The sequence below is a fragment of the Brevundimonas variabilis genome (assembly GCF_014199945.1).
GTDB classification, from domain to species: Bacteria; Pseudomonadota; Alphaproteobacteria; order Caulobacterales; family Caulobacteraceae; genus Brevundimonas; species Brevundimonas variabilis.
This window is the reverse complement of the sequence record NZ_JACHOR010000002.1, coordinates 699,771-722,537: the sequence shown is the minus strand read 5'-3', so window position 1 is coordinate 722,537 and position 22,767 is coordinate 699,771. Positions and strand designations below refer to the sequence as shown.

The 22,767-nt window shown below is 64.1% G+C and carries 23 protein-coding genes; 15 read left to right on the top strand and 8 right to left on the bottom strand.

Features of this window, described 5'->3' with window-relative positions; genetic code table 11:
• Positions 1-14: 14 nt before the first annotated feature.
• From GGR13_RS08265 to GGR13_RS08240, 6 genes are read left to right on the top strand one after another with little or no spacing between them, the layout of a single operon-like run.
• Positions 15-896: a cobalamin B12-binding domain-containing protein gene (locus GGR13_RS08265; RefSeq protein WP_183213008.1), complete on the top strand. Its 882-nt coding sequence runs from the start codon at positions 15-17 to the stop codon at positions 894-896.
• A gap of 31 nt (positions 897-927) precedes the next feature.
• On the top strand, positions 928-2,358 hold the full coding sequence (gene ppsR, locus GGR13_RS08260) for a transcriptional regulator PpsR (protein WP_183213007.1): 1,431 nt from the start codon (positions 928-930) through the stop codon (positions 2,356-2,358).
• 57 nt (positions 2,359-2,415) lie between these two features.
• Positions 2,416-3,333 (top strand): chlorophyll synthase ChlG, encoded by a 918-nt coding sequence (gene chlG, locus GGR13_RS08255; protein WP_183213006.1) that lies wholly within the window; start codon positions 2,416-2,418, stop codon positions 3,331-3,333.
• Complete coding sequence (locus tag GGR13_RS08250; protein ID WP_183213005.1) at positions 3,330-4,691, top strand: BCD family MFS transporter; 1,362 nt, start codon at positions 3,330-3,332, stop codon at positions 4,689-4,691. The genes chlG and GGR13_RS08250 overlap by 4 nt, the downstream gene beginning before the upstream one ends.
• Positions 4,678-5,907, top strand: coding sequence for a geranylgeranyl diphosphate reductase (locus tag GGR13_RS08245; RefSeq protein WP_183213004.1), 1,230 nt, complete (start codon positions 4,678-4,680; stop codon positions 5,905-5,907). The genes GGR13_RS08250 and GGR13_RS08245 overlap by 14 nt, the downstream gene beginning before the upstream one ends.
• Positions 5,904-6,173: a hypothetical protein gene (locus tag GGR13_RS08240; RefSeq protein ID WP_183213003.1), complete on the top strand. Its 270-nt coding sequence runs from the start codon at positions 5,904-5,906 to the stop codon at positions 6,171-6,173. Before GGR13_RS08245 ends, GGR13_RS08240 begins: the two co-directional genes overlap by 4 nt.
• Positions 6,174-6,248: 75 nt before the next feature.
• Here GGR13_RS08240 and GGR13_RS08235 read toward each other — a convergent pair whose 3' ends face one another.
• From GGR13_RS08235 to cysG, 5 genes are all read right to left on the bottom strand, one after another.
• On the bottom strand, positions 6,249-6,821 hold the full coding sequence (locus GGR13_RS08235) for a c-type cytochrome (protein ID WP_246347740.1): 573 nt from the start codon (positions 6,819-6,821) through the stop codon (positions 6,249-6,251).
• A 76-nt stretch (positions 6,822-6,897) separates the two neighbouring features.
• On the bottom strand, positions 6,898-8,214 hold the full coding sequence (locus tag GGR13_RS08230; RefSeq protein ID WP_183213002.1) for a DUF3422 family protein: 1,317 nt from the start codon (positions 8,212-8,214) through the stop codon (positions 6,898-6,900).
• Positions 8,215-8,314: 100 nt separating this feature from the next.
• The gene (locus GGR13_RS08225) at positions 8,315-9,976 is read right to left on the bottom strand and encodes a nitrite/sulfite reductase (RefSeq protein WP_183213001.1); all 1,662 of its coding nucleotides are present in this window, start codon (positions 9,974-9,976) and stop codon (positions 8,315-8,317) included.
• Positions 9,976-10,245: a DUF2849 domain-containing protein gene (locus tag GGR13_RS08220; protein ID WP_183213000.1), complete on the bottom strand. Its 270-nt coding sequence runs from the start codon at positions 10,243-10,245 to the stop codon at positions 9,976-9,978. The genes GGR13_RS08225 and GGR13_RS08220 overlap by 1 nt, the downstream gene beginning before the upstream one ends.
• A complete protein-coding gene (gene cysG / locus GGR13_RS08215) occupies positions 10,242-11,627 on the bottom strand; it encodes a siroheme synthase CysG (protein WP_183212999.1) in 1,386 nt (461 codons plus the stop codon). Before cysG ends, GGR13_RS08220 begins: the two co-directional genes overlap by 4 nt.
• A gap of 127 nt (positions 11,628-11,754) precedes the next feature.
• Between cysG and gcvA the strand changes: the two genes are divergently transcribed.
• The 4 genes from gcvA to GGR13_RS08195 are packed head-to-tail and all read left to right on the top strand — an operon-like array spanning position 11,755 to position 15,107.
• The gene (gene gcvA, locus GGR13_RS08210; protein WP_183212998.1) at positions 11,755-12,684 is read left to right on the top strand and encodes a transcriptional regulator GcvA; all 930 of its coding nucleotides are present in this window, start codon (positions 11,755-11,757) and stop codon (positions 12,682-12,684) included.
• A 2-nt stretch (positions 12,685-12,686) separates the two neighbouring features.
• Entirely contained in the window at positions 12,687-13,433 is a 747-nt protein-coding gene (locus tag GGR13_RS08205) for an SDR family NAD(P)-dependent oxidoreductase (protein WP_183212997.1), read from the top strand.
• Positions 13,430-13,894 (top strand): DUF3429 family protein, encoded by a 465-nt coding sequence (locus tag GGR13_RS08200; protein ID WP_221230463.1) that lies wholly within the window; start codon positions 13,430-13,432, stop codon positions 13,892-13,894. Before GGR13_RS08205 ends, GGR13_RS08200 begins: the two co-directional genes overlap by 4 nt.
• Positions 13,895-13,904: 10 nt before the next feature.
• A complete protein-coding gene (locus GGR13_RS08195; RefSeq protein WP_246347739.1) occupies positions 13,905-15,107 on the top strand; it encodes a cation:proton antiporter in 1,203 nt (400 codons plus the stop codon).
• Here GGR13_RS08195 and GGR13_RS08190 read toward each other — a convergent pair.
• Entirely contained in the window at positions 15,104-16,384 is a 1,281-nt protein-coding gene (locus tag GGR13_RS08190; RefSeq protein WP_183212995.1) for an MFS transporter, read from the bottom strand. The genes GGR13_RS08195 and GGR13_RS08190 overlap by 4 nt on opposite strands.
• Before the next feature lie 67 nt (positions 16,385-16,451).
• Between GGR13_RS08190 and GGR13_RS08185 the strand changes: the two genes are divergently transcribed.
• The 4 genes from GGR13_RS08185 to egtB all read left to right on the top strand — a co-directional run bounded on the left by GGR13_RS08185 (position 16,452) and on the right by egtB (position 21,769).
• The gene (locus tag GGR13_RS08185) at positions 16,452-17,483 is read left to right on the top strand and encodes a cupin-like domain-containing protein (RefSeq protein WP_343060316.1); all 1,032 of its coding nucleotides are present in this window, start codon (positions 16,452-16,454) and stop codon (positions 17,481-17,483) included.
• A 93-nt stretch (positions 17,484-17,576) separates the two neighbouring features.
• Positions 17,577-17,882, top strand: a complete 306-nt coding sequence (locus GGR13_RS08180) for an SCP2 sterol-binding domain-containing protein (RefSeq protein ID WP_183212994.1) — start codon at positions 17,577-17,579, stop codon at positions 17,880-17,882.
• Positions 17,883-17,989: 107 nt separating this feature from the next.
• On the top strand, positions 17,990-19,204 hold the full coding sequence (locus GGR13_RS08175) for an acyl-CoA dehydrogenase family protein (protein WP_183212993.1): 1,215 nt from the start codon (positions 17,990-17,992) through the stop codon (positions 19,202-19,204).
• A 414-nt stretch (positions 19,205-19,618) separates the two neighbouring features.
• Positions 19,619-21,769 carry an ergothioneine biosynthesis protein EgtB gene (egtB, locus tag GGR13_RS08170; RefSeq protein ID WP_183212992.1) on the top strand — a complete coding sequence of 717 codons (2,151 nt, stop codon included), beginning with the start codon at positions 19,619-19,621 and terminating at the stop codon, positions 21,767-21,769.
• A gap of 67 nt (positions 21,770-21,836) precedes the next feature.
• Here egtB and GGR13_RS08165 read toward each other — a convergent pair whose 3' ends face one another.
• Positions 21,837-22,058 carry a con-10 family general stress protein gene (locus GGR13_RS08165; protein ID WP_183212991.1) on the bottom strand — a complete coding sequence of 74 codons (222 nt, stop codon included), beginning with the start codon at positions 22,056-22,058 and terminating at the stop codon, positions 21,837-21,839.
• 109 nt (positions 22,059-22,167) lie between these two features.
• Positions 22,168-22,482 carry a hypothetical protein gene (locus GGR13_RS08160; protein WP_183212990.1) on the bottom strand — a complete coding sequence of 105 codons (315 nt, stop codon included), beginning with the start codon at positions 22,480-22,482 and terminating at the stop codon, positions 22,168-22,170.
• On the opposite strand from GGR13_RS08160, the gene GGR13_RS08155 reads away from it, so the two are divergent.
• On the top strand, positions 22,481-22,765 hold the full coding sequence (locus tag GGR13_RS08155; protein WP_183212989.1) for a glycine zipper domain-containing protein: 285 nt from the start codon (positions 22,481-22,483) through the stop codon (positions 22,763-22,765). The genes GGR13_RS08160 and GGR13_RS08155 overlap by 2 nt on opposite strands.
• Positions 22,766-22,767 lie beyond the last annotated feature (2 nt).

The following is a 22,767-nucleotide window of genomic DNA, read 5'->3' as shown; positions in this document are numbered from 1 at the left end:
GGGGAGGAGGGTAGATGGCTTACGTCCACCGTGCACTGAGCACACAGGATTCACTCGAGGAGATGAACGCCTCAGGGCTCGTCGTGCCGTTCGAGGCGTCGGAGCGAGAACTGCTCGCATCACCCTCACCGGCAGCCCTGGCCCAGTTGATCGAAGGCGAGATCATCCCCCGCCTGCTGATGGCTCATCAGGCCGGAGGTCGGAGCGAAGTCATTCCCATGACGACCGGCGTCATCGCGCCATCCGAACTCAGCCGGTTTGCGCGCCAGGTGATGACCGAGGATCTTTCGACCCTGATCGACCATGTCGACCTGCTGATGCGGCGTGGCGTGGCCGTTGAAACCATCTATTTCGACCTGCTGTCCCCGACTGCCAAACTGCTCGGCGTCATGTGGGAAGAGGATGCCTGCACCTTCAATGATGTGACCATCGGCCTGTGCCGGTTGCAGCAGATCGTCTACGAATTTGCCGACCGGGTACATCTTGGTACCGGGGGTGGCGACGGGCGAACCGCGCTTTTCTCTCTGACGCCCGGTGACCAGCATTCCTTTGGCCTTGTCCTGGTCGTCGAATTCTTCCGGCGCGCAGGATGGCGAACCGTCTGCATGACAGATGCCACGGCGGAAGACCTGGCCGAGACGGTGCGGCGTGACCATTTTGACCTCATCGGGTTCTCCATGGCCGATCACAACTGGCTGGAAGGCCTGCAACCCGTCATCGCCAACCTTCGATCGGTCTCTCGCAATGCAGGTGTCCGGGTGATTGTGGGGGGCAAGGCCTTCACGGACGATCCCTCTCGCGTGGCTTTCGTCGGGGCGGACGAGACCGCCGAAGATGCGCGTACCGCCGTAAAGACCGCCGAACGACTTGTAACGACTTCCATCGCCGTCGCTTGAAGTAGCGACCCCGGACCGATACTGCGCATCGATGACCATTCTTTCGACCCCGTCGGCATCGATGCCCTTCCAGCACCCTGAGCGGGTCTTGGGAGCCATGTCATCCGATGCGGCAGCCGGTCTTGTTGCTGCCGCCAGTGATATCGCGATCGTTCTCGATCGGGATGGGGTCGTTCAGGACCTTTCCGTTTCCAGCGACGACCTGGTTCGCAGCGGGCTGGGCGACTGGCGGGGCCAGCCGTGGATCGACACGGTCGACTCGAGCAGTCGTGCGAAAGTCAGCGACATGCTGAAGGATGCTTCAGCCGGGCAGCCGTCGCGTTGGCGCGAGATCAATCATCTGGGCGAACATGGTTCCTCGGTTCCTGTTCGTTACTTTGCGCTGGGCGGCGCGTCCGACGGGCGCGTCATCGTCATAGGACGCGACCTTCAGGCCAGTGCGGTCCTGCAGCAGCGGCTGCTTCAGGTTCAGCAGTCGGTGGAACGGGACTACCTGCGTCTCCGCCAGGCCGAGTCGCGATACCGGCTGCTGTTTCAGTCGGCGTCCGAGGCTGTGTTGATTCTCGATGCGGCCACGCGCCGGATCAAGGAAGCCAATCCTGCCGTTTGCCGGCTGACCGGCCTGACGGATACCACCGTCGCGGGGCAGGCGTTCCTTGCCCTGCTGGATCCAGCCAGTGTGGAAGCCGCCTCGCGTCTCCTGAACGCCGCAACCAGCGTCAGTACGCCCGACCCTGTGCCGGTCATGTTGATCGACGGTACACCGTGTCTGCTGGCCGCCTCCATGTTCCGACAGGATCGATCGGCTTCCCTCCTGGTTCGCCTGATGACCGATCAGCCGGTCGTCGCAGTTTCTGATTCTCACGCGACATTGACGGCCGTTCTGGACCGGATCTCGGATGCCTTCGTCGTCACCGACACCGATCTTCGCATCCTCACTGTCAATCCGGCCTTTCTGGAACTGACGCACCTTTCGAGCCGGGAGGAAGCGACCCGGCTTTCGCTTGATCAGTTCCTCGGGCGTCCGCAGATCGATCTGAAGATCATGCTGACCCAGCTGAAGGAGCATGGAACGCTCAGGAACTTTGCGACAGTCCTGCGTGCCGGCTTTGGCGAGATGGAGGAAGTCGAGGTATCGGCCGTTGCCGTGCCGGACGATGCTCAGCCCACCTATGGCTTCAGTATCCGCAATGTCGCACGTCGGCTTGCCCCGGCGCAGGCCGCCGGGACCGCCTTGCCGCAGTCCATCGAGCAGTTGACCCAGTTGATCGGGCGGGTGCCGATGAAGGAGATCGTCCGCGAGTCGACGGATCTCATCGAAAAGCTGTGCATCGAGGCGGCGCTGAACCTGACGTCGGACAATCGTGCCTCGGCCGCTGACGTGCTGGGGCTCAGCCGGCAAAGCCTCTATTCGAAGCTTCGTCGATACGGTCTGGGGAATCTGGACGATATCGACGAATAGACCACGAAAAGTGTCAATCTGAGTTGACGCTTTCTACTGTCCAATACACTGTGCGGTATGGACAGAACGCTCGCCGTCGTGCCCGCCAGTCGCCTGCCGTCTCCGGCGGCGGTTCTGGCCCTGTTCAAGCCCATCACCTGGTTTCCACCCATGTGGGCCTTCATGTGCGGGGTTGTGTCTTCGGGCGAGTCGTTCGAGGGGCGATGGCTGTTCCTGATCGCCGGCATCGCCCTGACCGGGCCTCTGGTTTGCGCGACGAGCCAGGCCGTCAATGATTGGTTCGACCGTCATGTCGATGCGATCAACGAGCCGGACCGTCCGATCCCGTCCGGACGCATCCCGGGTCGCTGGGGTCTGGCGATTGCCATCCTCTGGACCGGGTTATCCGTCGTCGTAGCGGCCTTCACCGGTCCGTGGGTGCTCGGAGCGACATTGCTGGGTCTGGCTCTCGCCTGGGCCTACAGCGCCCCGCCATTGCGGCTAAAGATGAGCGGTGTGGCAGGGCCTTTTGCCGTCGCCCTATCCTATGAGGGTCTGACCTGGTTCACGGGGGCCGCCGTCATGGCCGGTGCCCTGCCGGGCGCGCCGGTGCTGATCCTCGCAGCCCTCTACAGCTTTGGGGCCTATGGAATCATGGTCCTGAACGATTTCAAGGCCGTGGAAGGAGACAGGCTGATGGGCGTGCGATCGCTTCCAGCCGAGCTCGGAATCGCGCCTGCCTCATGGATCGCCTGCGCCGTCATGGCGGCCCCCCAGGTGCTGGTGGTCGCTCTGTTGTTTGTGGCCTGGGACCGTCCCTGGCACGGCGCGGTCGTGGCCGCGCTTCTGGTGGTCCAGGGCTTTCTCATGAAGCGGTTGATGGGCGACCCCGTCCGTCTGACCCCCTGGTACAACGGGACCGGTACGACGCTCTATGTTTTAGGAATGCTGGTGTCGGCCTTTGCCGTCGGCAGCCTGTCGGGAGTCGGCGCATGACACGGAAACCCCTTGGCTGGGTCGGTATCGTTCGCTTGGGTCTGGTGCAGAGCGCCTTGGGTTCGATCGTGGTGCTGACCACATCCACCCTGAACCGGGTGATGGCAGTGGAACTGGCCTTGCCGGTCATGCTGCCCGCCGCGCTGGTGGCCTGGCATTATGTGGTCCAGCTGTCGCGGCCTCGCTGGGGGCATGGCTCCGACATGGGCCAGCGTCGAACCCCCTGGATCGTGGGCGGCATGGGCGTGCTGGCGCTTGGTGCCCTTCTGGCTACCAATGCGACAGCCATCATGGCGAGTTCGCCTGCGGTTGGGATCATCCTGGCCCTGATCGCCTTTTCGATGATCGGCGGCGGTGTCGGTGCTGCCGGCACCTCGCTTCTGGCGCTTCTGGCCACCCGGGTCGTCCCCGCACGCAGACCGGCCGCAGCGGCCATCACCTGGATCATGATGATCGTAGGCATCGTCATCACCGCCGGCGTGGCGGGAGCCCTGCTTGATCCGTTCTCGATGCAGCGACTGGCCATGATCGCGAGCGGCATCGCCTTCATTGCCTTCACCGTGACCCTGGTTGCCGTGATGGGTGTCGAGGGCACCGCAGAGGCAGTCGCCGTCGCGACTGGGACCGAGCCCAGGCCATCGTTTGGTGTGGTCCTTCGCGAGACTCTGGCGGACCCGCAGGCCCGTCGTTTCGGCATCTTCGTCTTCGTCTCCATGCTGGCCTACAGCGCGCAGGACCTGATCCTCGAGCCTTTCGCCGGGCTGGTATTCGGGATGACTCCCGGCCAGTCGACCCAGATGTCCAGCGTCCAGCACGGTGGCGTGCTGCTTGGCATGATCCTGGTCGGGGCCGCAGGCGGGATGATCGGTGGGCGGGGTTCGGGATGGATGCGCGGCTGGACCGTGCTGGGCTGTGCTGGATCCGCGGTCGCGCTGTTTGGTCTCGCCATGGCGGCCGAGGCCGGGCCGGGCTGGCCGATCCGGCAAACCGTCTTTGCCCTGGGCTTTTTCAACGGCATCTTCGCCGTCGCGGCCATTGGCTCAATGATGGGCCTCGCGGGCGCCGGTCAGGACGGCCAGACCAGTGGCGGGCGCGAAGGCATCCGCATGGGGGTCTGGGGCGCGGCGCAGGCCATAGCCTTTGCTGCCGGCGGATTTTTTGGCGCCGTGGGCGTCGACGTCGGTCGCCAGGTTTTCGCTGAAACCTCGACGGCCTTTCTGACAGTGTTTGCGGTCGAAGGCCTCCTGTTCATCGTATCGGCCGGGATTGCCCTGACCATTGGCGGCGCAGCCGCTGCTACTCGCACAAGCAAGAATTTCACCCCGCCCGTTGGAGACACCGGTCATGTCCAGGCTTGATACCCATACTCTGGCGGAGCAGTTCGACTGCGTCGTCGTCGGCGGCGGACCATCCGGTTCGACCGCAGCACGCCAGCTTGCCGCTGCTGGGCGCTCCGTCCTGCTGCTGGACCGGGCCGGCCGGATCAAGCCGTGCGGCGGCGCCGTGCCGCCACGGCTCATTCGCGATTACGACATTCCAGACAGCTTGATCTGCGCCAAGGCCAGTGAGGCGCGCATGATCGCGCCGTCCGAGCGGCGCGTGCACATGCCGATCGACGGCGGATATGTCGGTATGGTCAACCGCGAGACGTTCGACGAATGGCTTCGCGACCGGGCCGCACGTGCGGGGGCCGAACGTCGTGCGGGAACATTCGAGACGGTGGAGCGCGACGCCGACGGCATGGCGCTGGTTACCTATCGACCGGCCGGTGCCGCCAAGACCGATGCTCCGGTTTCGGTGCGGGCGCGAACGATCATCGGAGCCGACGGTGCCCGGTCCCAGGTCGCGGCCCAGACGGTCAAGGGTTCGGATCGGCAGCGCTACGTCTTCGCCTATCACGAGATCATCCGTTCGCCGGGCATCGGTGCCGCCGACTACGAGCCCGCCCGTTGCGACGTCTATTACCAGGGACAGCTTTCACCCGACTTCTATGCCTGGATCTTCCCGCATGGTGACACCGCCAGTATCGGCGTCGGCAGCATGCAGAAGGGCTTCTCCCTGCGCACCGCGGTGACCGAGTTGCGGAAATCCAGTGGTCTGGCGAACTGCGAGACGGTTCGGACCGAGGGAGCGCCAATCCCGCTCAAACCGCTGAAGCGATGGGACAACGGGCGAGATGTCGTGCTGGCGGGCGATGCCGCAGGCGTCGTGGCCCCGGCGTCCGGGGAGGGCCTCTATTATGCGATGGAGGGCGGACGGCTGGCCGCTGATGCGATCGAGGCAACGCTCGCCACCGGGAATGCGAAGGCGCTGGGGATCGCGCGCAAGCGGTTCATGAAGGCGCACGGGCAGGTGTTCCTCGTCCTCGGGGTCATGCAGCATTTCTGGTATCGCTCGGACAAGCGTCGCGAGCGGTTTGTGGCCATGTGCGATGACCCGGATGTCCAGGCCCTGACGTGGCAGGCCTATATGAACAAGGAACTGGTCCGGGCCCGACCGGCCGCACATGCCAAGATCTTCTTCAAGGATCTGGGCCACCTGTTCGGGATAGGCGAGACGACCGGAGCCCGATGAGCGCGCTGTTCAGCAGCGGCCATGTCGTCGATCTGATCCTGATTGTGATGGTGATCGAAGCGGGATGGCTGCTGACGCGCAAATCGCGCTTCGGGCGAGACCGTATGCAGCCGCTGGATATCGCCCTGGCGTTCCTACCAGGGGTGTGCCTTCTGCTCGCCCTCCGAGTTGCATTGACGGGTGGCCCCTGGCCCTGGGTGGCCGTGGCGGTCACGGCGTCCTTTCCGTTTCACCTGCTGGATCTGGCCCGGCGACGGGCACGTTGAAAACCGATTGAGCGGATAACAAAAAGGGCCCCGGTTTCCCGGGGCCCTTTCCTGTCGTTTCACCGAACCTGATGATCAGGTGTTGGCCTTGAGATAGGCGATGACATCGGCGCGCTGTTGCGGCTGCTTCAAGCCGACGAAGCTCATGTTCGTGCCGGGCATGAAGCCACGCGGGTTTTCGAGATACTGGAACAGAACCTCTTCAGTCCAGACAACGCCGCTAGCCTTGTTTGCGGCGGAATAACGGAAGTTCGGCACGGAACCGGCAGTGCGGCCGATGATGCCGTGCAGAGACGGACCGACCTTGTTCTGGCCTTCTTCGATCGCGTGGCAGGTGCGGCACTGGGCGAACACGCGTTGACCTGCGGTGGCGTCGCCGGTCAGACCTGCGAGTTGAAGGGTCGCGCCAGCAGCGGGAGCGGGAGTCGCTGCCGCGGGGGCCGCGGCCGGTGCGGCGGCGGGCGCTTCGGCCGGCGGGGTCGCAGCAGGGGCCGGGGCTGCCGGTGCGGGCGCTTCAGCCGCAGGGGCCTTTTCCTCGCCACCGCTGCAAGCGGATAGCGTGAGCGCGGCGGTTGCCGCCATTACGCTGAACAAACCTAATTTACGCATCTTGGCAGCCTCGCATTTCCCTGTTGGTGGAGGGGACATTAGACCCCACCTGACCCCTGTCAACTGTGGTCATCGACGGACTTTCGACTGCGACGGCCGGTCGCGGCGACCGGGCTCAGGACCTTCGCTCGCTCCGTGACGTGCCCTCATCCTCGAGTTTTCGCCGCCACGAGTGGAGGCTGCGCCAGACAACCAGGACAACCAGAGGTGCTGCGATTCCGACCGCGACGGTCGCGCTGAAAGCGTGCCAGACCGATTCGATGGCCTTCAGCGGGAAGCTCAGCAGGCCCACGGCATAGTAGGCGATAGCGGCAGTAGACAGCCCTTCGACGGTCTGTTGCAGCTTCAGCTGTGTCCCGGCCCGTTTGTCCATGGAGGCCAGCAGCGCAGCACTTGTGGCTTCAGCGGCAACCTCGACCCGGGTGTTCAGCATCTGCGCCATGCGGGCGATACGATCGATCGTAGCTCTCTGGCGCTCGGCGGTGGCGTCACAGGTACGCATCGCCGGATCAAGCCGCCGCTGCATGAACTCGCCCAGCGTCAGCAGACCATCGATATGGGTCTCGCGCAGCATGTCGATCCGTTCGCGAACAATCCCGTGATACGCGGAGGCCGCTCCGAAGCGGAAGCTGGTCCGGCCGATCAGAGCTTCGGTCTCGCCAGCGAGAGCGGCCAGGCGATCAAGAAGCAGGCGATCGGCTTCCGGGTCGGCATCCTCGGCCAGCTTGTGCGCGAGTTCTGCCGCCGTGGCCTCGATGGTGCCCAGTGCGCTGGCCGTCTGACCGGCAACGGGAAACGCCAGGAGCGCCATCAGACGGTAGGTCTCGATCTCCAGCAGACTCTGGACCAGACGACCGGTCAGGGCTGCGTCCCCGGCATGAGCCAGCATCAGATAGCGGGTCATGCCCTGAGCGTCCGGCCGGAAATCCGTCAGAGCGATCGCCGCCCCATCGGCGAGGCGCGCACCGACGACCTCCAGCCCGAACAGGGCCGCAGCGGCGCGCTCGTCGACTTCCGGCCAGACTTCCAGACGGGTTGCGACCAGCACCTCACCGGGAAATGCCGACAGCCAGTCTTCCGGTGCGAGGTCCAGGGCCGATTCAGCGAATGGCGTCGTGCCCGATGGCGCGCGGAAGAAGGTCCAGGTCGACAGTTCGGTATGCCGTTCCCAGCGGACCCGCCAAAGTCCGGCGTCAAGCACGCACCAGCGCGAGGTCGGTCCTGGCTCCGGTTGACCCAGGCGACGACACAGCGCGGCCATGTGAACCCGGTCAGCTTCTTCCCCAGCCTGACCCGACAGGGTCGCAATCCGGGTAATCAGGGCGGGGCCGACGAGGGGTGTGAACGGGCGAGCATGCGCCTCAGCGATGAGTACGTCCCGCTGGGGATGGTAACGCCACCGCGTGGTGGCAGCCGATGTCGACTGGCTCATTCCCGATCCCCCTGCAGACCCGATCCACGTTAGGCGAAGAACGAGCGCCCATCAAATGAGGCAGGTTTTCCTGTCGCCGCACCCGCGGCGGCAGGCCATCTCAGGCGTCCAGAGGCGCGTAGATGGCCTCCCGGAACGGGCTGGCTCCGACGCGGCGAACCGTATCGATGAAGCGCTCGCCGTCCGTCCGGATATCGAGGTAGCGGTTCAGGGCACGCTCGATGGCGAGGGGGGTTTCGTCAGCAGACAGGCTACGCCCGACGATCTCGCCCAGCGCCGCCTTTTCGTCCGGAGAACCGCCGACGGTGATCTGGTAGAATTCCTCGCCTTTTCGGTCGACGCCCAGAATGCCGATGTGCCCGACATGGTGGTGACCGCAGGCATTGATGCAGCCGCTCATGTTGATTCGTACCGGGCCGATCCTCTCCTGATGGTCGAGGTCGGCGAGGCGCCGGGACAGGGCCTGGGCGACCGGGATGGATCGTGCATTGGCCAGACTGCAGTAATCCAGACCCGGGCAGGCGATGATGTCGGTGGCCAGATCGGCATTGGCCGTGGCCAGACCGGCCGCATCCAGCGCGCGCCAGATCGTGGGAAGTTCATCCAGCCGGACGTGCGGCAGGACGAGGTTCTGCTCATAGGCCGCGCGCACTTCGTCGAACCCGAAGCGTTCGGCCAGATTGGCAACAGCTTCCATCTGGGCGGCCGTGATGTCGCCAGGCACGCCGTCGACCGGCTTCAGCGAGATGATGGCGCTGGCATAACCGGCCACCTTGTGGCGGCGGACATTGTTGCGGGTCCAGCGGGCGAACTCGGGCTCCGCGAGGACAGCGCGGTCGAAGGCACCTGAATGCCGGGTCAGGGTTTCGAACGGCGGCGGAGCGAAACTGGCCCGGATACGCTCAAGTTCATCCGTCGGCAGGATCAGGTCCTCGAGCCGGAGTTCGGCGTGATGTCGTTCCACCTCCTCGCGGAAGGCCTCGATGCCGATGGCCTCGACCAGGATCTTGATCCTGGCCTTGTGGATGTTATCGCGCCGTCCCAACAGGTTGTAGGCGCGCAGGATGGCCGTCAGATAGGCCAGGATTTCCCGCCCGGGCACGGCCGATGCAATCTCCTTAGCGATGTGGGGCAGGCGGCCCTGACCGCCGCCGACGAAGACCCGGAAAGCCGTCTGTCCGTCAGCGCCCTGCACGATCTGCAAGCCAACGTCGTGGGTCCGGATGGCCGCGCGGTCCGTCTCTGACGCGATCACGGCGATCTTGAACTTGCGCGGCAGGAAGGAAAACTCGGGGTGGATCGTGGACCACTGGCGCAGGATTTCGCACCAGGGCCGCGGATCCTCGATCTCGTCGTCGGCCGCGCCTGCGAAGACATCCGTCGTCACATTCCGGATGCAGTTCCCGCTGGTCTGGATAGCGTGCATCTCGACCATGGCCAGGTCTTCCAGAATCGTCGGGATGTCGGTCAGGGCTGGCCAGTTGAACTGGATATTGGTCCGGGTCGTGAAATGGCCGTAGCCCTTGTCATAGGTCCGGGCGATATGGGCCAGCTTGCGCATCTGGGCCGATCGCATCACGCCATAGGGCACCGCCACCCGAAGCATGTAGGCATGCAATTGCAGGTAGACGCCGTTCATCAACCGCAGCGGCTTGAATTGATCCTCGGTCAGGGCTCCAGACACGCGGCGGGCCACCTGATCGCGGAACTCGGCGATGCGGTCCTGCACCAGCGCTGAATCGAACTCGTCATAGCGATACATCAACGGGCATCCAGACTGTGACCGACGGTCGGGCCGGTCGCGCGGATGGTCTCCTTCAGCCGGTCCCTGCCCGAAGGCGTCTGGCCGCGCACCTCGACGAGATATGGATTGACGAAGACGTCGGGGCGCGCGGCCGCGCGTCCCAGGGCGGCATCTGCCTGATCTTCGTCGAAAGATGCAGCCTGGAGCATGGCGTCGACCGCGCCATCATCAGCCCCGACATAGATGACACGACCGTCCGACAGGCGATTGGCGGTGATCAGCTTCATGCCGCCACCTCTGCCCGCACATCCAGTTCGGCAGCACTGAAGGCGGCGCACTCACCGACGAACAGCAGAGCAGGACCGGTCAGGTTCGATCGCGCGACCATTCCGCCGAGATCGCCCAGCGTGCCCGTGATGACACGCTCGTCCGGGCGGCTGCCGTTCTCGACGATTGCCACCGGCGTGGCCGGAGCCCGGCCCGCCGAGATCAGGGAGGCTGCGGTTTGACCAGCCCGGTCGGTCCCCATGTAGATGGCCAGCGTCTGGTTGGCCGCCGCCAGCCGGGTCCAGTCCGGAGCGATGCCACCGGGTTTTTCCTGGGCCGTGACAAAGGTCACAGACTGGGCGTGATCCCGATGCGTGAGCGGAATGCCCGCCGACGCCGCACAGGCGAGGGCCGCCGTCACGCCGGGAACGACAAACACAGGCACGCCGGCCTTGCGCATGGCCTCCAGTTCTTCGCCACCGCGGCCGAACACGAAGGGATCACCGCCTTTCAGGCGCACGACACGCTGGCCGGCGCGGGCCTCGGCGATCATCAGGGCCTCGATCTGGTCCTGGGGCACGGAATGGTCACCCCGGCTCTTGCCCACATATAGACGACGGGCGTCGCGCCGGGCTCGCTCCAGCACGGCCTCGGGCACCAGCCGGTCGTAGATGACGACATCGGCGTCCTGAAGGATCCGCAAGGCCTTCAGGGTCAGCAGTTCCGGGTCGCCGGGGCCGGCACCGACGATATGAACAACGCCTGTCTCGGGCGCGGCGGCATTCAGCAGGCGCAGCATCTCGCGTCGCGCCTCCAGTGGCTTGCCGGCCGCGACAAGGTCGGCGGCATGCCCGCGAAAGGCCCGCTCCCAGAAACGGCGGCGGGCCAGAAAGTCGGGGACACTGGCCTTCACCGTGTCGCGAATGTCTCCGGCCAGTCGGGCGAGGGGGCCCGTAGCCGCCGGGATGATGGCCTCGATCTTCGAGCGGATGTCGCGGGCCAGGATGGGGGCGGACCCTCCTGTCGCAATGCCGATCACCACGCTGTCACGATCGACGAAGGCTGGAGTCTGGAAGTCGGCCAGCGCAGGCTTGTCGACGACATTGACGAGGGCTCCTGCAGACCGGGCGAGCGATGCCAGCCGCGCGGCCTCGACCTCATCCTCGATCGCGATGAAGACCAGCCGCGCGTTGCAGAAATCCTCAGCCACCGGACCGCGCACGATCGGGGTCGGACCACCGCGGGACTGCTCGTTCTCGGGGGGTGGGCCGTCCGGTGTGAACCAGGACAGTTCGGCCGGGCTGGACAGGAACAGGCGCAATTTGGCAAGCGCGGGCTCACCGCTACCGACCACGACCACGCGAGCGTTCTGGAGGGGAATTGAGGCGAGGAAAACTTGCATCTGCGGTGAGGCTCCCGCATCGCCGACGCCCCTTGCGACGCGCGATCCGAGCCCCGCTTATGAAGAAATCGTCCCTTTGCTCACAAACCAGATTGTTTTGTTCGCGCTGATAGGATTTCTGACGACGATGGCCAGACCGTTGCTTCCCCTGAACGCCCTTCGTGCCTTCGAGGCTGCGTCCCGACACCTGAGTTTCTCCAAGGCGGCGGACGAGCTTTCGGTCACGCCCGGCGCCATCAGCCAGCATATCCGCCTGCTGGAAGACACCATTGGCCAGCCATTGTTCCGGCGCGAGGCCAAGGGCCTGCAGTTGACCGATCTTGGCCGGTCGGCTGTTCCGCTGCTGCGCGACGGCTTCGAGCGGCTGATGGACGGCTCGGCCATGCTGCGTGAGCCGGTTCGCAGGAAACAGGTCTCCGTCAGCGTGGCGCCGTCGTTTGCCGCCAAATGGCTGATGCCCCGCATGGATGATTTCCATGCCGTGCACCCCGAGATCGAGGTCTGGATCAGCGCGGACATGGAGCCGGTCAGCCTGTCAGACGGCAATGTCGATCTGGCCGTCCGCTACGGGCCCGGGGGTTATGCCGGGACGATCGCGGACCTTTTGATGTCGGAGACCGTGTTGCCGGTGTGCGCTCCATCGATGGTTCAGGGTGACCACCCGATCCGCACGCCGGCGGACCTGATTCACAAACCGCTGCTGCATGACGTGTCGGCCGATGCAGACCCCAGCCGACCGGACTGGGCGATGTGGCTGAAGGCCCGCAAGGTGCGTCACCCGGATCCGCGAAAGGGTTCACGATTCAATCAGTCCAGCCTGCTAATCGAGGCGGCGCTCGCAGGGCGGGGTGTTGCCCTGGCCAAGCGCGCCCTGGCGCAGGCCGATCTGGCGTCCGGGCGGCTGGTGGCCCCGTTCCCGGACGGTTCGGAAGCGGTTGGCTTCGCATACCATGTCATCCTGCCACGCGATCGACCGGCCTCGCAGAGCGCAAAGGCCTTTGTCGCATGGCTGAACAAGCAGGCCGTCGATCACGACAATACCATGGGACAGCTGTGAGCATGAAAACCGTCTTCATCACCGGGGCGACCTCGGGCATCGGCGAGGCCGCCGTCTACGCGTTCGCGAACGCGGGCTGGAAGGTCGTGGCCACCGGTCGCCGGGCTGACCGGCTGGAGGCCCTTGCTGCTGCCGTTGGGCCGGACAAGGTCCACACACTGGCCTTTGATGTGCGCGACGAGGCGGCGCGCGACGCCGCGATCGCCAGCCTGCCTAAGGATTTCGCGACGATCGACCTGCTGATCAACAATGCCGGTCTGGCGCTGGGCGTGAACCCGGCGCAGCAGGCCGACCTCGATCAGTGGAAGACCATGATCGACACCAATGTCACGGCGCTTGTCTCGATGACGCACAGGCTGTTGCCGGCGCTGATCGCGGCGAAGGGAGCCATCATCAATATCTCGTCGGTGGCGGCGACCTATCCCTACCGGGGCGGCAATGCCTACGGCGGGACCAAGGCCTTCGTGCACCAGTTCTCGCTGGGGCTCCGGTCGGACCTTCACGGCACGGGCGTTCGCGTGACCTCGATCGAGCCGGGAATGGTCGAGACCGAATTCACCCTCGTCCGGACAGGCGGAGACCAGTCGGCATCCGATGCCATCTATGGCGGGGCCGACCCGATGACCGGTGCAGACATCGCAGCCACCCTGCTGTGGGTCGCTGAACTGCCGCCGCACCTGAACATCAACACATTGGAGCTCATGCCGGTCAGCCAGTCCTTCGCGGGTTTCCAGGTCTCGCGCGCGTGACTTTGCAATCCGATCGACCCGTCCTGCCGCCGCTCGCCCGGGCGCTAGGATTTGCCGGTTTGCTGCCTCAACTGGCTGTCGTCACCATACTGATCGGAGGCGGGCCGGACGTCCGTTTTACGGCCCTGAGCGTCGGCTACGGCTATGCGGCCCTGATCTTCAGCTTCCTCGGCGGCGTCTGGTGGGGACTGGGGGCCATGGGGGGGAGCAGGACGCCGGGCTGGGTCTGGGTCGCATCGGTGGCGCCGTCTCTGCTGGCCCTTGCAACGGCTTGGCCCTGGGCGACAGGCGGCACCTGGCCGGGCCCCTCGATGATCGTGCTCGGGCTCTGCCTGATGGGCAGCGTCCTCGTCGATCTGCGGCTGGCAGGGCTTGGCCTGACTCCTGGCGGGTGGATCGCCCTCCGCGCGCCTCTGTCGGTTGGCCTGGGGCTGCTGACGCTGACCGCCGGGCTGCTCTGACATGCACGCCATGACCACCACCGAGGTCTTCCTCCTGGCCCTGCTGCTGATCTTTACCGTGCCGTGGCTGCTCTGGCGCGGACTGAAGACCGACTATTATGCGCCCTTGGTCGTGGTTCAGATCGTGAGCGGAATCCTGCTTGGGCCCGGCGTGCTTGGAGCCATCTTCCCGGCATACTACGCCTTTGTCTTCAATCCTCAGGTCGTGACCGCGCTCAACGGGATCGCCTGGTGGGCGGTCATGATCTTTGTCTGGGTGGCCGGGATCGAGCTGGACCTCAAACAGGCCTGGAAACACAGGGTCGAAACAGGGATCACCTCGGGTCTGGCCCTTGCCGTGCCGCTGGTCTTCGGCAGCCTGGCCGCGCTGATCATGCTGCAATCGCCGGGCTGGGCCGGAGAAGCGGGGCAGCCCTGGCAGGTGGTCATCGGGATCGGCATGGCCTGCGCGGTGACGGCCCTGCCGATCCTGGTCCTCTTCCTGGACAAGCTGCAGGTTCTGCGGGAGCCGCTCGGTCAGCGTGTGCTGCGCTATGCCAGCATCGACGATATCGCCATCTGGGCTGTCATGGCCCTGATCCTGCTGGACTGGGAGAGGGTCGGTCGGCAGGGCACGTTCCTGGTCGCCTTCGGTCTTGCCGCGTTTGCCGTACGGGCCCTCATGCGCAGGCTTGAGCCAAAGGATCGCTGGTATTTCGGTTTGATCTGGCTTGCTGCCTGTGGCCTGGCCGCCGACTGGGCTGGACTTCACTACATGGTCGGGGCCTTCCTTGCCGGGGTCGTGCTGGACAGCGACTGGTTCGATCGCAAGTCGCTGGATGCGTTCCGCGACCATATCCTCCTGGCGATCATGCCGGTGTTCTTCCTTTCAACAGGCTTGAAAACCCAGTGGGGCGTTGGCGGTTTGATGGTCTTTGGTGCGGCAGGTCTGCTCCTCGCAGCGTCGGTGGCGGGCAAGCTGGCGGGGGTGCACCTCGCGAGCCTTATCCTCAAATGGCCGAAAGGCGAGGCCTCGATCATCGGCTGGCTGCTTCAGACCAAGGCCCTGATCATGATCATCTTTGCCAACATCCTTCTGGACAAGGGGATCATTACGAACGACGCCTTCACGGCCCTGTTGCTGATGGCCGTGGGCTCCACGATGCTGACCATCCCGATGGTCACGCCAAAGCTGAAGCGAGCGTCTTCGAACGTCGCGCCGGCGGCACCCTAGCGGTTGCCTTCCGGGCCGGGCTGGGAGGCGGGCGGGACGTCAGACGGCGGTCCCGCGACCATGGCCGTCAGGGCCTTGCTGCGAAGGGCAACCCACATCGCGGAGGCCAGCAACACGGAGTTGGCAACAAACGGGGCAGGCTCTGACCATTCATAAAGAGCGACCCCGATGACCGGTGGGGCCAGAAAGCTCAGGCCAGCGATGGACATGATCAGACCGGCAACGGCTCCCTGCTCGTGCCCTTCAACGGCGAGGGACGATCCCGCGGTAAAGCCCGGGCGGGCGAAACCGATGCCCATGGACACGATCGCATAGCCGACGACGACGCCGTAGTAGCCGGGTGCCGCAATGCTGATGAGATTGCCAACAAGGGCCAGCCCCGCGCCCCAGCGCATCAGGGCGCCGGGCTGAAGCCTGAGCAAGGGGATCAGTCCCCACTGGACCATCAACGTTGCAGCAGCCCCTGCAAACATGGCGACGGCGATGAAGGGCTGAGCTTGGGTCAGCCCCGTGCCCGTCTCGGCCATTTCGTCGATGATGTGAAAGCCCAGCACAGAGATATTGACGGCCTGGGCCCCAGTGACCAGCAGGCCGTAGAGCAGGAAATCTCGCACCCTGCGATCCTTCCAGAGCCCCTTGCCGACGTCGCTGCGCTGGCCACTGGCCGAGGGGATGCGGACGACGTCTCCGCTGGGCAGCTTTATCCAGACGATTGCGAGCACGACCGCGCCCATCAGCGCAAAGGCATACATGGGACCTGCGAGTCCGATGATTGGCAGAATGAACAATGGCGAGAGGACAGGCCCGATGACGGTTCCCAACCCCTGTGCCGAGGCCAGCAAGGACATCGCCTGGGTCCGCTCCTCCGGAGAGGTGCGATCGGCAACATAGGCCTGGGACGCGATCGGAGCGGCCGAGCCGAACACGCCATAGACGCAACGGGCCACCGCCATCAGGGAAAAGGCGGCCCCGCCGGCGAGCCAGCCTTCCAGTCCTGACGTAGCAGCCAGGCCAAAGCTGCTCATCGACACAACGAAGCCGGAAAGGCCGATGAGAATGACCTTCTTGCGCCCGAGCCGATCCGACAGTCGGGCCCAGACCGGCGAAGCAAAGGTCCAGAGCAGAGCCGAAATGGCAAAGGCTCCGGCCACAAGGGTGTCTGAGAGGTCGAACTGCCGACCGATCGCCGGCAACACCGACTGCAGCCCCATGTTTCCCGCCGCTGCGATCAGGCTGACAGCGAACAGGATCGCAAAGGCGGAAGAGGTCGGGCGCACGTCGTTTGCTTACGCCGCGTCGTCACCGGTTGCCAGACAGAGATGGCCGGCATGCGGATTGCCACGCGTGACCCTTGCCCGGCTTGGCGCTAATCTGTTCGCCATGCCCATCAACCTGCCAGTCCCTCGCAATGTCGAATCCGTTTCCGGCGAGGTCGACATATCGACCCTGTCCGCCCAGGGGCGGCCGGTCGTTCTGAGGGGTGGGGTCTCGGATTGGCCGCTGGTCAAGGCCGGTGGCGGTCTGCCCGCTTATCTCAGGCAGTTCGAGAGCACCCAGCCCGTATCGGCCTTTGTCGGAGCACCGGGCATGAAAGGGCGGTTCTTCTACGGGGAGGATCTGAAGGGATTCAATTTCGAGCGGATACGCCTGTCCCTGTCGGATCTCCTGGACCGCCTGGCGGTGAAGGGCCCGGATTATCTCTATGCAGGCGCGATTCCTGCACCTTCACATCTGCCGGGGCTGGCGGAAGCCAATCCGCCGCCGCTGCTTGATCCGTCGGTCGAGCGTCTGACCTCGCTCTGGCTCGGCAACCGGACCCGAACGGCCGCGCACTGGGATCTGGCCCAGAATCTGGCCTGCGTTGTCGCCGGTCGGCGACGGTTTATCCTGTTTCCGCCGGATCAGGTGTCCAACCTCTATATCGGGCCCCTCGAAAACACCCTCGCGGGCCAGCCGGTCAGCCTTGTCGACTTCGCCGAGCCCGACCTCGAACTGCATCCGCGGTTTGAGCAAGCCATGGCAAATGCCCTCGTTGCTGATCTGGAGCCTGGCGACGTGCTCTACATTCCCAGCCTTTGGTTTCACCACGTGGAGTCGCTCGACGACTTCGGGGCGCTGGTCAATTTCTGGTGGCGGGACGGTCCAGAGTGGATGGTGACCCCCCTGTTCACCCTCTACCACGCGCTGCTGACAATCCGGGACCTGCCAGCGGCAGAACGCGAGTCATGGCGTGCCTTCTTCGACCACTACATTTTCCGGACCGGCGGCGATCCGATGGCGCATCTGCCGGTCGAGGCCCAGGGATTGATGGGGCCCGTCACGCCGCAATCCCTTGCAAGGATAAAGAGTTTGCTGATGGGGCCCCTGAGCCGATAACGCCTGCCTCCCGGAACCTTACGCAACGTGATCTTGGCAGGCGTGGCGGCTGGGGCTAGGTCTGCTCCCATAACTCGAACAAGGGAAACGACCATGGCTGATCTGGCTCAAGTCACCGAACACATCCGCGGTGCTGTCGGCGACAACTCCGGTCTGGGGAAGACCGTCAAGCTTGACCTCGGCGACAGTGGCAAGATCTACATCGATGGAGCCTCGGTGCCGAACACCGTGACCAACGACGACAAGCCTGCTGACGCGACCGTCTCGATGAGCTGGGACGACTTCATGGCCCTGTCCGATGGCAAGCTGGACCCGATGATGGCGTTCATGCAGGGCAAGCTGAAGATCGCCGGCGACATGATGATCGCCCAGAAACTGGCACCGCTGCTCAAGCGCTAGTCGCATAATCCTCTCCCGGCGGGAGAGGAGACGCGGCACGCTCCTGTGTCGTGACGCGGGGGTTCACGATGATCGGGTTCCCCCATCCCCTTGGGGAAGGTTTATCCATGGACTTCAAGCACTCCGACAAGGCCCTGCATTTCCAGGATCGGGTGAACCGCTTCATTGACGAGCGCATCCAGCCTCGCGCCGCTGAATACTGGGCCGAGGTCCATGCCGATCACACGGTGCAGCCGCCGACTATGGAGGCGCTGAAGGCTGAAGCTCGCGAGGCCGGGCTCTGGAACATGTTCCTGCCGGGCGATCACGGCGCAGGGCTGACCAACCTGGAGTATGCGCCTCTCGCCGAGGCGATGGGCCGGGCGGGTCTCTGGACGCCCGAGGTGTTCAACTGCAACGCTCCAGACACCGGAAACATGGAAGTCCTCCATATGTACGGCAATGCGGCCCAGCAGGACCGCTGGCTGAAGCCCCTGATGGCCGGCGAGATCCGCTCGGCGTTTCTGATGACCGAGCCGGAGGTCGCTTCTTCGGATGCGACCAATATCCAGACGTCAATCGTACGCGACGGCGATCATTATGTGATCAACGGTCGCAAATGGTGGTCAACCAATATGGGCCACCCCAATGTTGCGATCTCCATCGTCATGGGCAAGACCGACACGGGCGCGGCAACCCATCAGCAGCAATCGCAGATCCTTGTGCCGACCGACACGCCGGGCTTTCGTGTCGAAAGAATGCTGACGGTTTTTGGCTACGACGAACGTCCCATTGGCCATGCCGAGGTGGTCCTGGACAATGTCCGGGTACCGGTCGAGAACCTGATTGCGGGAGAGGGCAGGGGCTTCGAGATCGCCCAGGGGCGCCTCGGCCCGGGCCGCATTCATCACTGCATGCGAGTGATTGGAGCGGCTGAGAAGGCGCTCGAACTCATGTGCCAACGTCTGTTGACGCGGACAGCGTTCAGGAAATCCCTGGCCGAGCATTCTGTCTGGGAGCAGCGCGTCGGGGATGCCCGGACCAACATCGAGATGTGCCGGCTGATGGTGCTGAAGGCTGCGTGGATGATCGATCAGGCCGGGGCAAAGAATGCCAAGTCCGAGATCGCACAGATCAAGGTGGCAGCACCACGCATGGCGCTGCAGATCATTGACGACGCCATCCAGGCCTTTGGCGGAGCCGGGGTGTCCAGTGATACGGTTCTTGCCGAGATGTACGCTACAGTCCGTACACTGAGGATCGCTGACGGCCCGGACGAGGTCCACAATCGCACGATTGCTCGTCTCGAATATGCGAAACACGGTGGGCGGCCCGTTCGATAGGGACATCGCTTTCCATGAAAATGCCTGGCCCCGGCCAATCAGTCGGGGCCAGGCTCGCACATGTCGTGAGTCACTCACGGCGTCTGGGAGCACTCAGGTGTTTCCTCCCAAATGGAGCTGACGGCGTCTTGGTGCGCGCGGTCATGCAAGTCGCGTCGATCCGTCGCGGTGGTCTTCTGGTCCCCGATTGCAGTGACCTCGAACGGTCAGAAAGCATATGAAGGCCAGCCGCTGAGGGCATGTCGTACGGTTCAGGCCGGTCCCGGCAACCCGCACCGTGACACCTGTTTTCACCGGCGCGGGCTGTTGGTCCGCGAATCCGCGCTAGCTATCGGGAACGAACGCTAGGACCCTTCATTGGGTACACCACGAGATGCCTTATTGGCGGCATCACACTTAGAGCAGCGACCGCCCATGAACGCATCCGTCCCCACCGTCACTGTCGAAAGCGACGACATCGCGCGCTTTCGCGCTGTTCGGTCGGGGATGTTGGCCCTGGCGGAAGGCCTGTCGCCCGAAGACCTGTCGGCCCAGGCCATGCCTGATGCCAGTCCCGGAAAATGGCATCTCGCGCATACGAGCTGGTTCTTCGAAGCCATGATCCTGAGCACAGAGCCAGGTTATGAACCGGTCGACCCGCGGTTCCAGCAGATGTTCAACTCCTACTATGAGGCCCTTGGCGAGCGCGTGCCGAGACATGAGCGAGGGCTCATGACGCGACCTTCGATCGGCGACGTGATGGCCTATCGCCAGGAAATCGACCGGCGGATGATGGATCGCCTCTCGCGCGGGCTGATGAGCGGGCACGAGCGGTATCTGTTCACGCTCGGGCTGCATCACGACGAGCAGCATCAGGAACTGTTTGCAATGGACATCCTGAACCTGATGTCACGTTCGCCCCTCGAGCCGGCGGCCTATGCGGTTGAGCCGCGACAGACAACGCCGCAGCCCGCCGTCGGTGGTACGCAGGCGTTTCGCGGGGGGCTGGTCACGATCGGCCACACCGATGGCTTCGCGTTTGACAACGAGGGTCCGGCGCACCGAGTTTGGCTGGAGCCCTATGCGCTCGCCCGCGATCTGGTCACCAACGGGGATTGGATCGCCTTCATCGAGGACGGCGGCTATCGCCGGTCCGAACTCTGGCTGGCCGATGGCTGGGCAGCGGTGAATCGAGAGGGCTGGATGGCCCCGCTTTACTGGCGATGTGATGACGGCCAGTGGACGGTCATGAGCCTGGCGGGCCGCAAGCCGGTGGATGCGTCTGCGCCCGTCCGGCATATCAGCCATTACGAGGCCGATGCTTATGCCCGCTGGGCCGGCAAGAGACTGCCAACCGAGGCAGAGTGGGAACATGCCGCCATCACCGATCCAGATGGCTTCACGAACCTGTTCGGCGAGGTCTGGCAGTTTACGTCCAGCGCCTATGCCGCCTACCCGGGGTTCAGGCCGACGGACGGGACTGCGTCCGAGTACAACGGAAAATTCATGGCCAATCAGTCGGTTCTGAGAGGGTCTTCGTTTGCGACGCCTGAAGGGCATGCACGGCCGACATATCGAAACTTCTTTTACCCGTATCAAAGGTGGGCGTTCATGGGCTTGAGATTGGCCGAGGACTTCGCGTCGGCATCCGTGAACGACGACGATCCGGAGGTCGCCCGTTTCCGGGCTGAACTAGGCGAGGGGCTGTCGAAGCCCCAGAAATCGTTATCGCCGAAATGGTTTTACGATGCCACAGGGTCCCGTCTGTTCGAGGACATCACGCGTCTGCCGGAATACTATCCCACGCGTCAGGAAGCCCTGCTCCTGCGAGAACATTCACCGTCAATCGCCGCGCGCTTCGGTGACGATGCTGTTCTGGTCGAGTTTGGTTCCGGCGCGAGCGAGAAGACGCGGATACTGCTGGACGCAGCGCCCAGCCTGGCTGCCTATGTGCCCATCGACATCAGTCCGGATGCCCTGGCAGAAGCCGCGGATCGAATCCGTGCGTCGTACCCAAATCTGGAAGTGGCTCCACTAGTCGGCGATTTCCTGAACCTGACAGCCTTGCCGGAACTCGGGCGCGGTCGGCGGATCGGGTTCTTCCCGGGGTCGACCATCGGCAACCTTGGTCCGGCCGAGGCCGTAGAGTTCCTGAGAGAAGCCCGCGAATTCCTGGGTGCTGGATCGCTCTTCATCCTGGGCATCGACCTGGTCAAGGAACCCGAAATCCTTGTGGCGGCCTACGACGATGCGCAGGGAGTCACAGCAGACTTCAATATGAATGTCCTTGTCCGAGCGAACCGAGAACTGGATGCAGACTTCGATTTGTCGGCGTTCGAGCACGTGGCGGTCTGGAATGCCTCCGAATCCCGGATGGAAATGCATCTCAGATCCACGCGTGACCAACGCGTCACGATAGGTGACCAAAGCTTCCTCTTCTCGGCCGGCGAGACAATCCATACCGAAAGTTCTCGGAAGTTCACGCGAGACTCCATCGCAGAGATGGCTCAGGCCTCGGATTGGACGCTCGTTTCGTTTGTCAGTGGTGCCAAACCTTCAGTGGCGCTCGCTGTTCTGAGCACCTGAACCCCATAGCAAAACGGCGGGACCATGAAGGTCCCGCCGCAAACTGCGTGTATCTAAATGATCGCCCTCAGCTGTTGGCCTCGTCCTCGGGACGCCGGCTTCCGTGCGAAGCTTCTCCGCCCTTGCGGCCAGCCTGAGCAGCCAGGCTGCGGTCCTGCGAGAAGCTGCGCTTTTCGCTCGGAACGCTCGCTCCGCCCTTGCGCGCAATCTCGCGCTGTCGTTCGGGGTCCATGGAGGCGAATCCTCGTTTGGATACACCCGACGGGCGGTTTGTCTGGGTTTCAGCCATTCGGTGTTCCTTTCCTGTTCTCTTGAAGGGGTTAACGGATAAACCCGACGCTGCAGCCAAGGTTCCAATCAAGGTTGATTTCTGGTCTGCGCGGCAGGGTTTCAGACCCTCACGCGCGCGCCGGGTTGCCAGGCTCCGTTCCAGGAGCCTCGCTGCTTCCGTACTGCGGCATTTCCTGCGGAGCGTCTCCGGGTGCGATCTCGGGCTCGTAGGCGGGGGACGGATCGATATCTGGCGAAGGCTCGGGACGGTCGTCGGGTATTTCAATCGGGGGTGTGGGGTCGGTCATGTTGGCATCCTTATCTGCCTTCTCAACGTCGGCATGGGTGCATTGTTCAGTCACGTTTGCGTTGATCGGCTGGAACCGCCTCGTCAGCCTGCGGTTCTGAAAGACGTCAACCCGCCGCTTCAGGAATCCCTCCATGACCGATGCCTATGCCAATGAATCTCTTGTCGACGACCTCGATGACTCGACCGATTCCATGTCTGCCCGCCTGTCTGGACAGGCCGACGCGATCCTGCAGGAAAGGTCGGCAAACCGGCCAGACACCCTTCGCAAGGCTTTGCGGGACGACCTGAGCCACGGCCGCGACTGGGCGAACGAGCGCGCGCTGCGTGCACGATCCGTCATTCAGGAAGAGCCGATCCGGACAGCGGCTTACGCCGTTGGCGTCGGCATCCTGATCGGACTTTTGCTCCGACGTTGAGG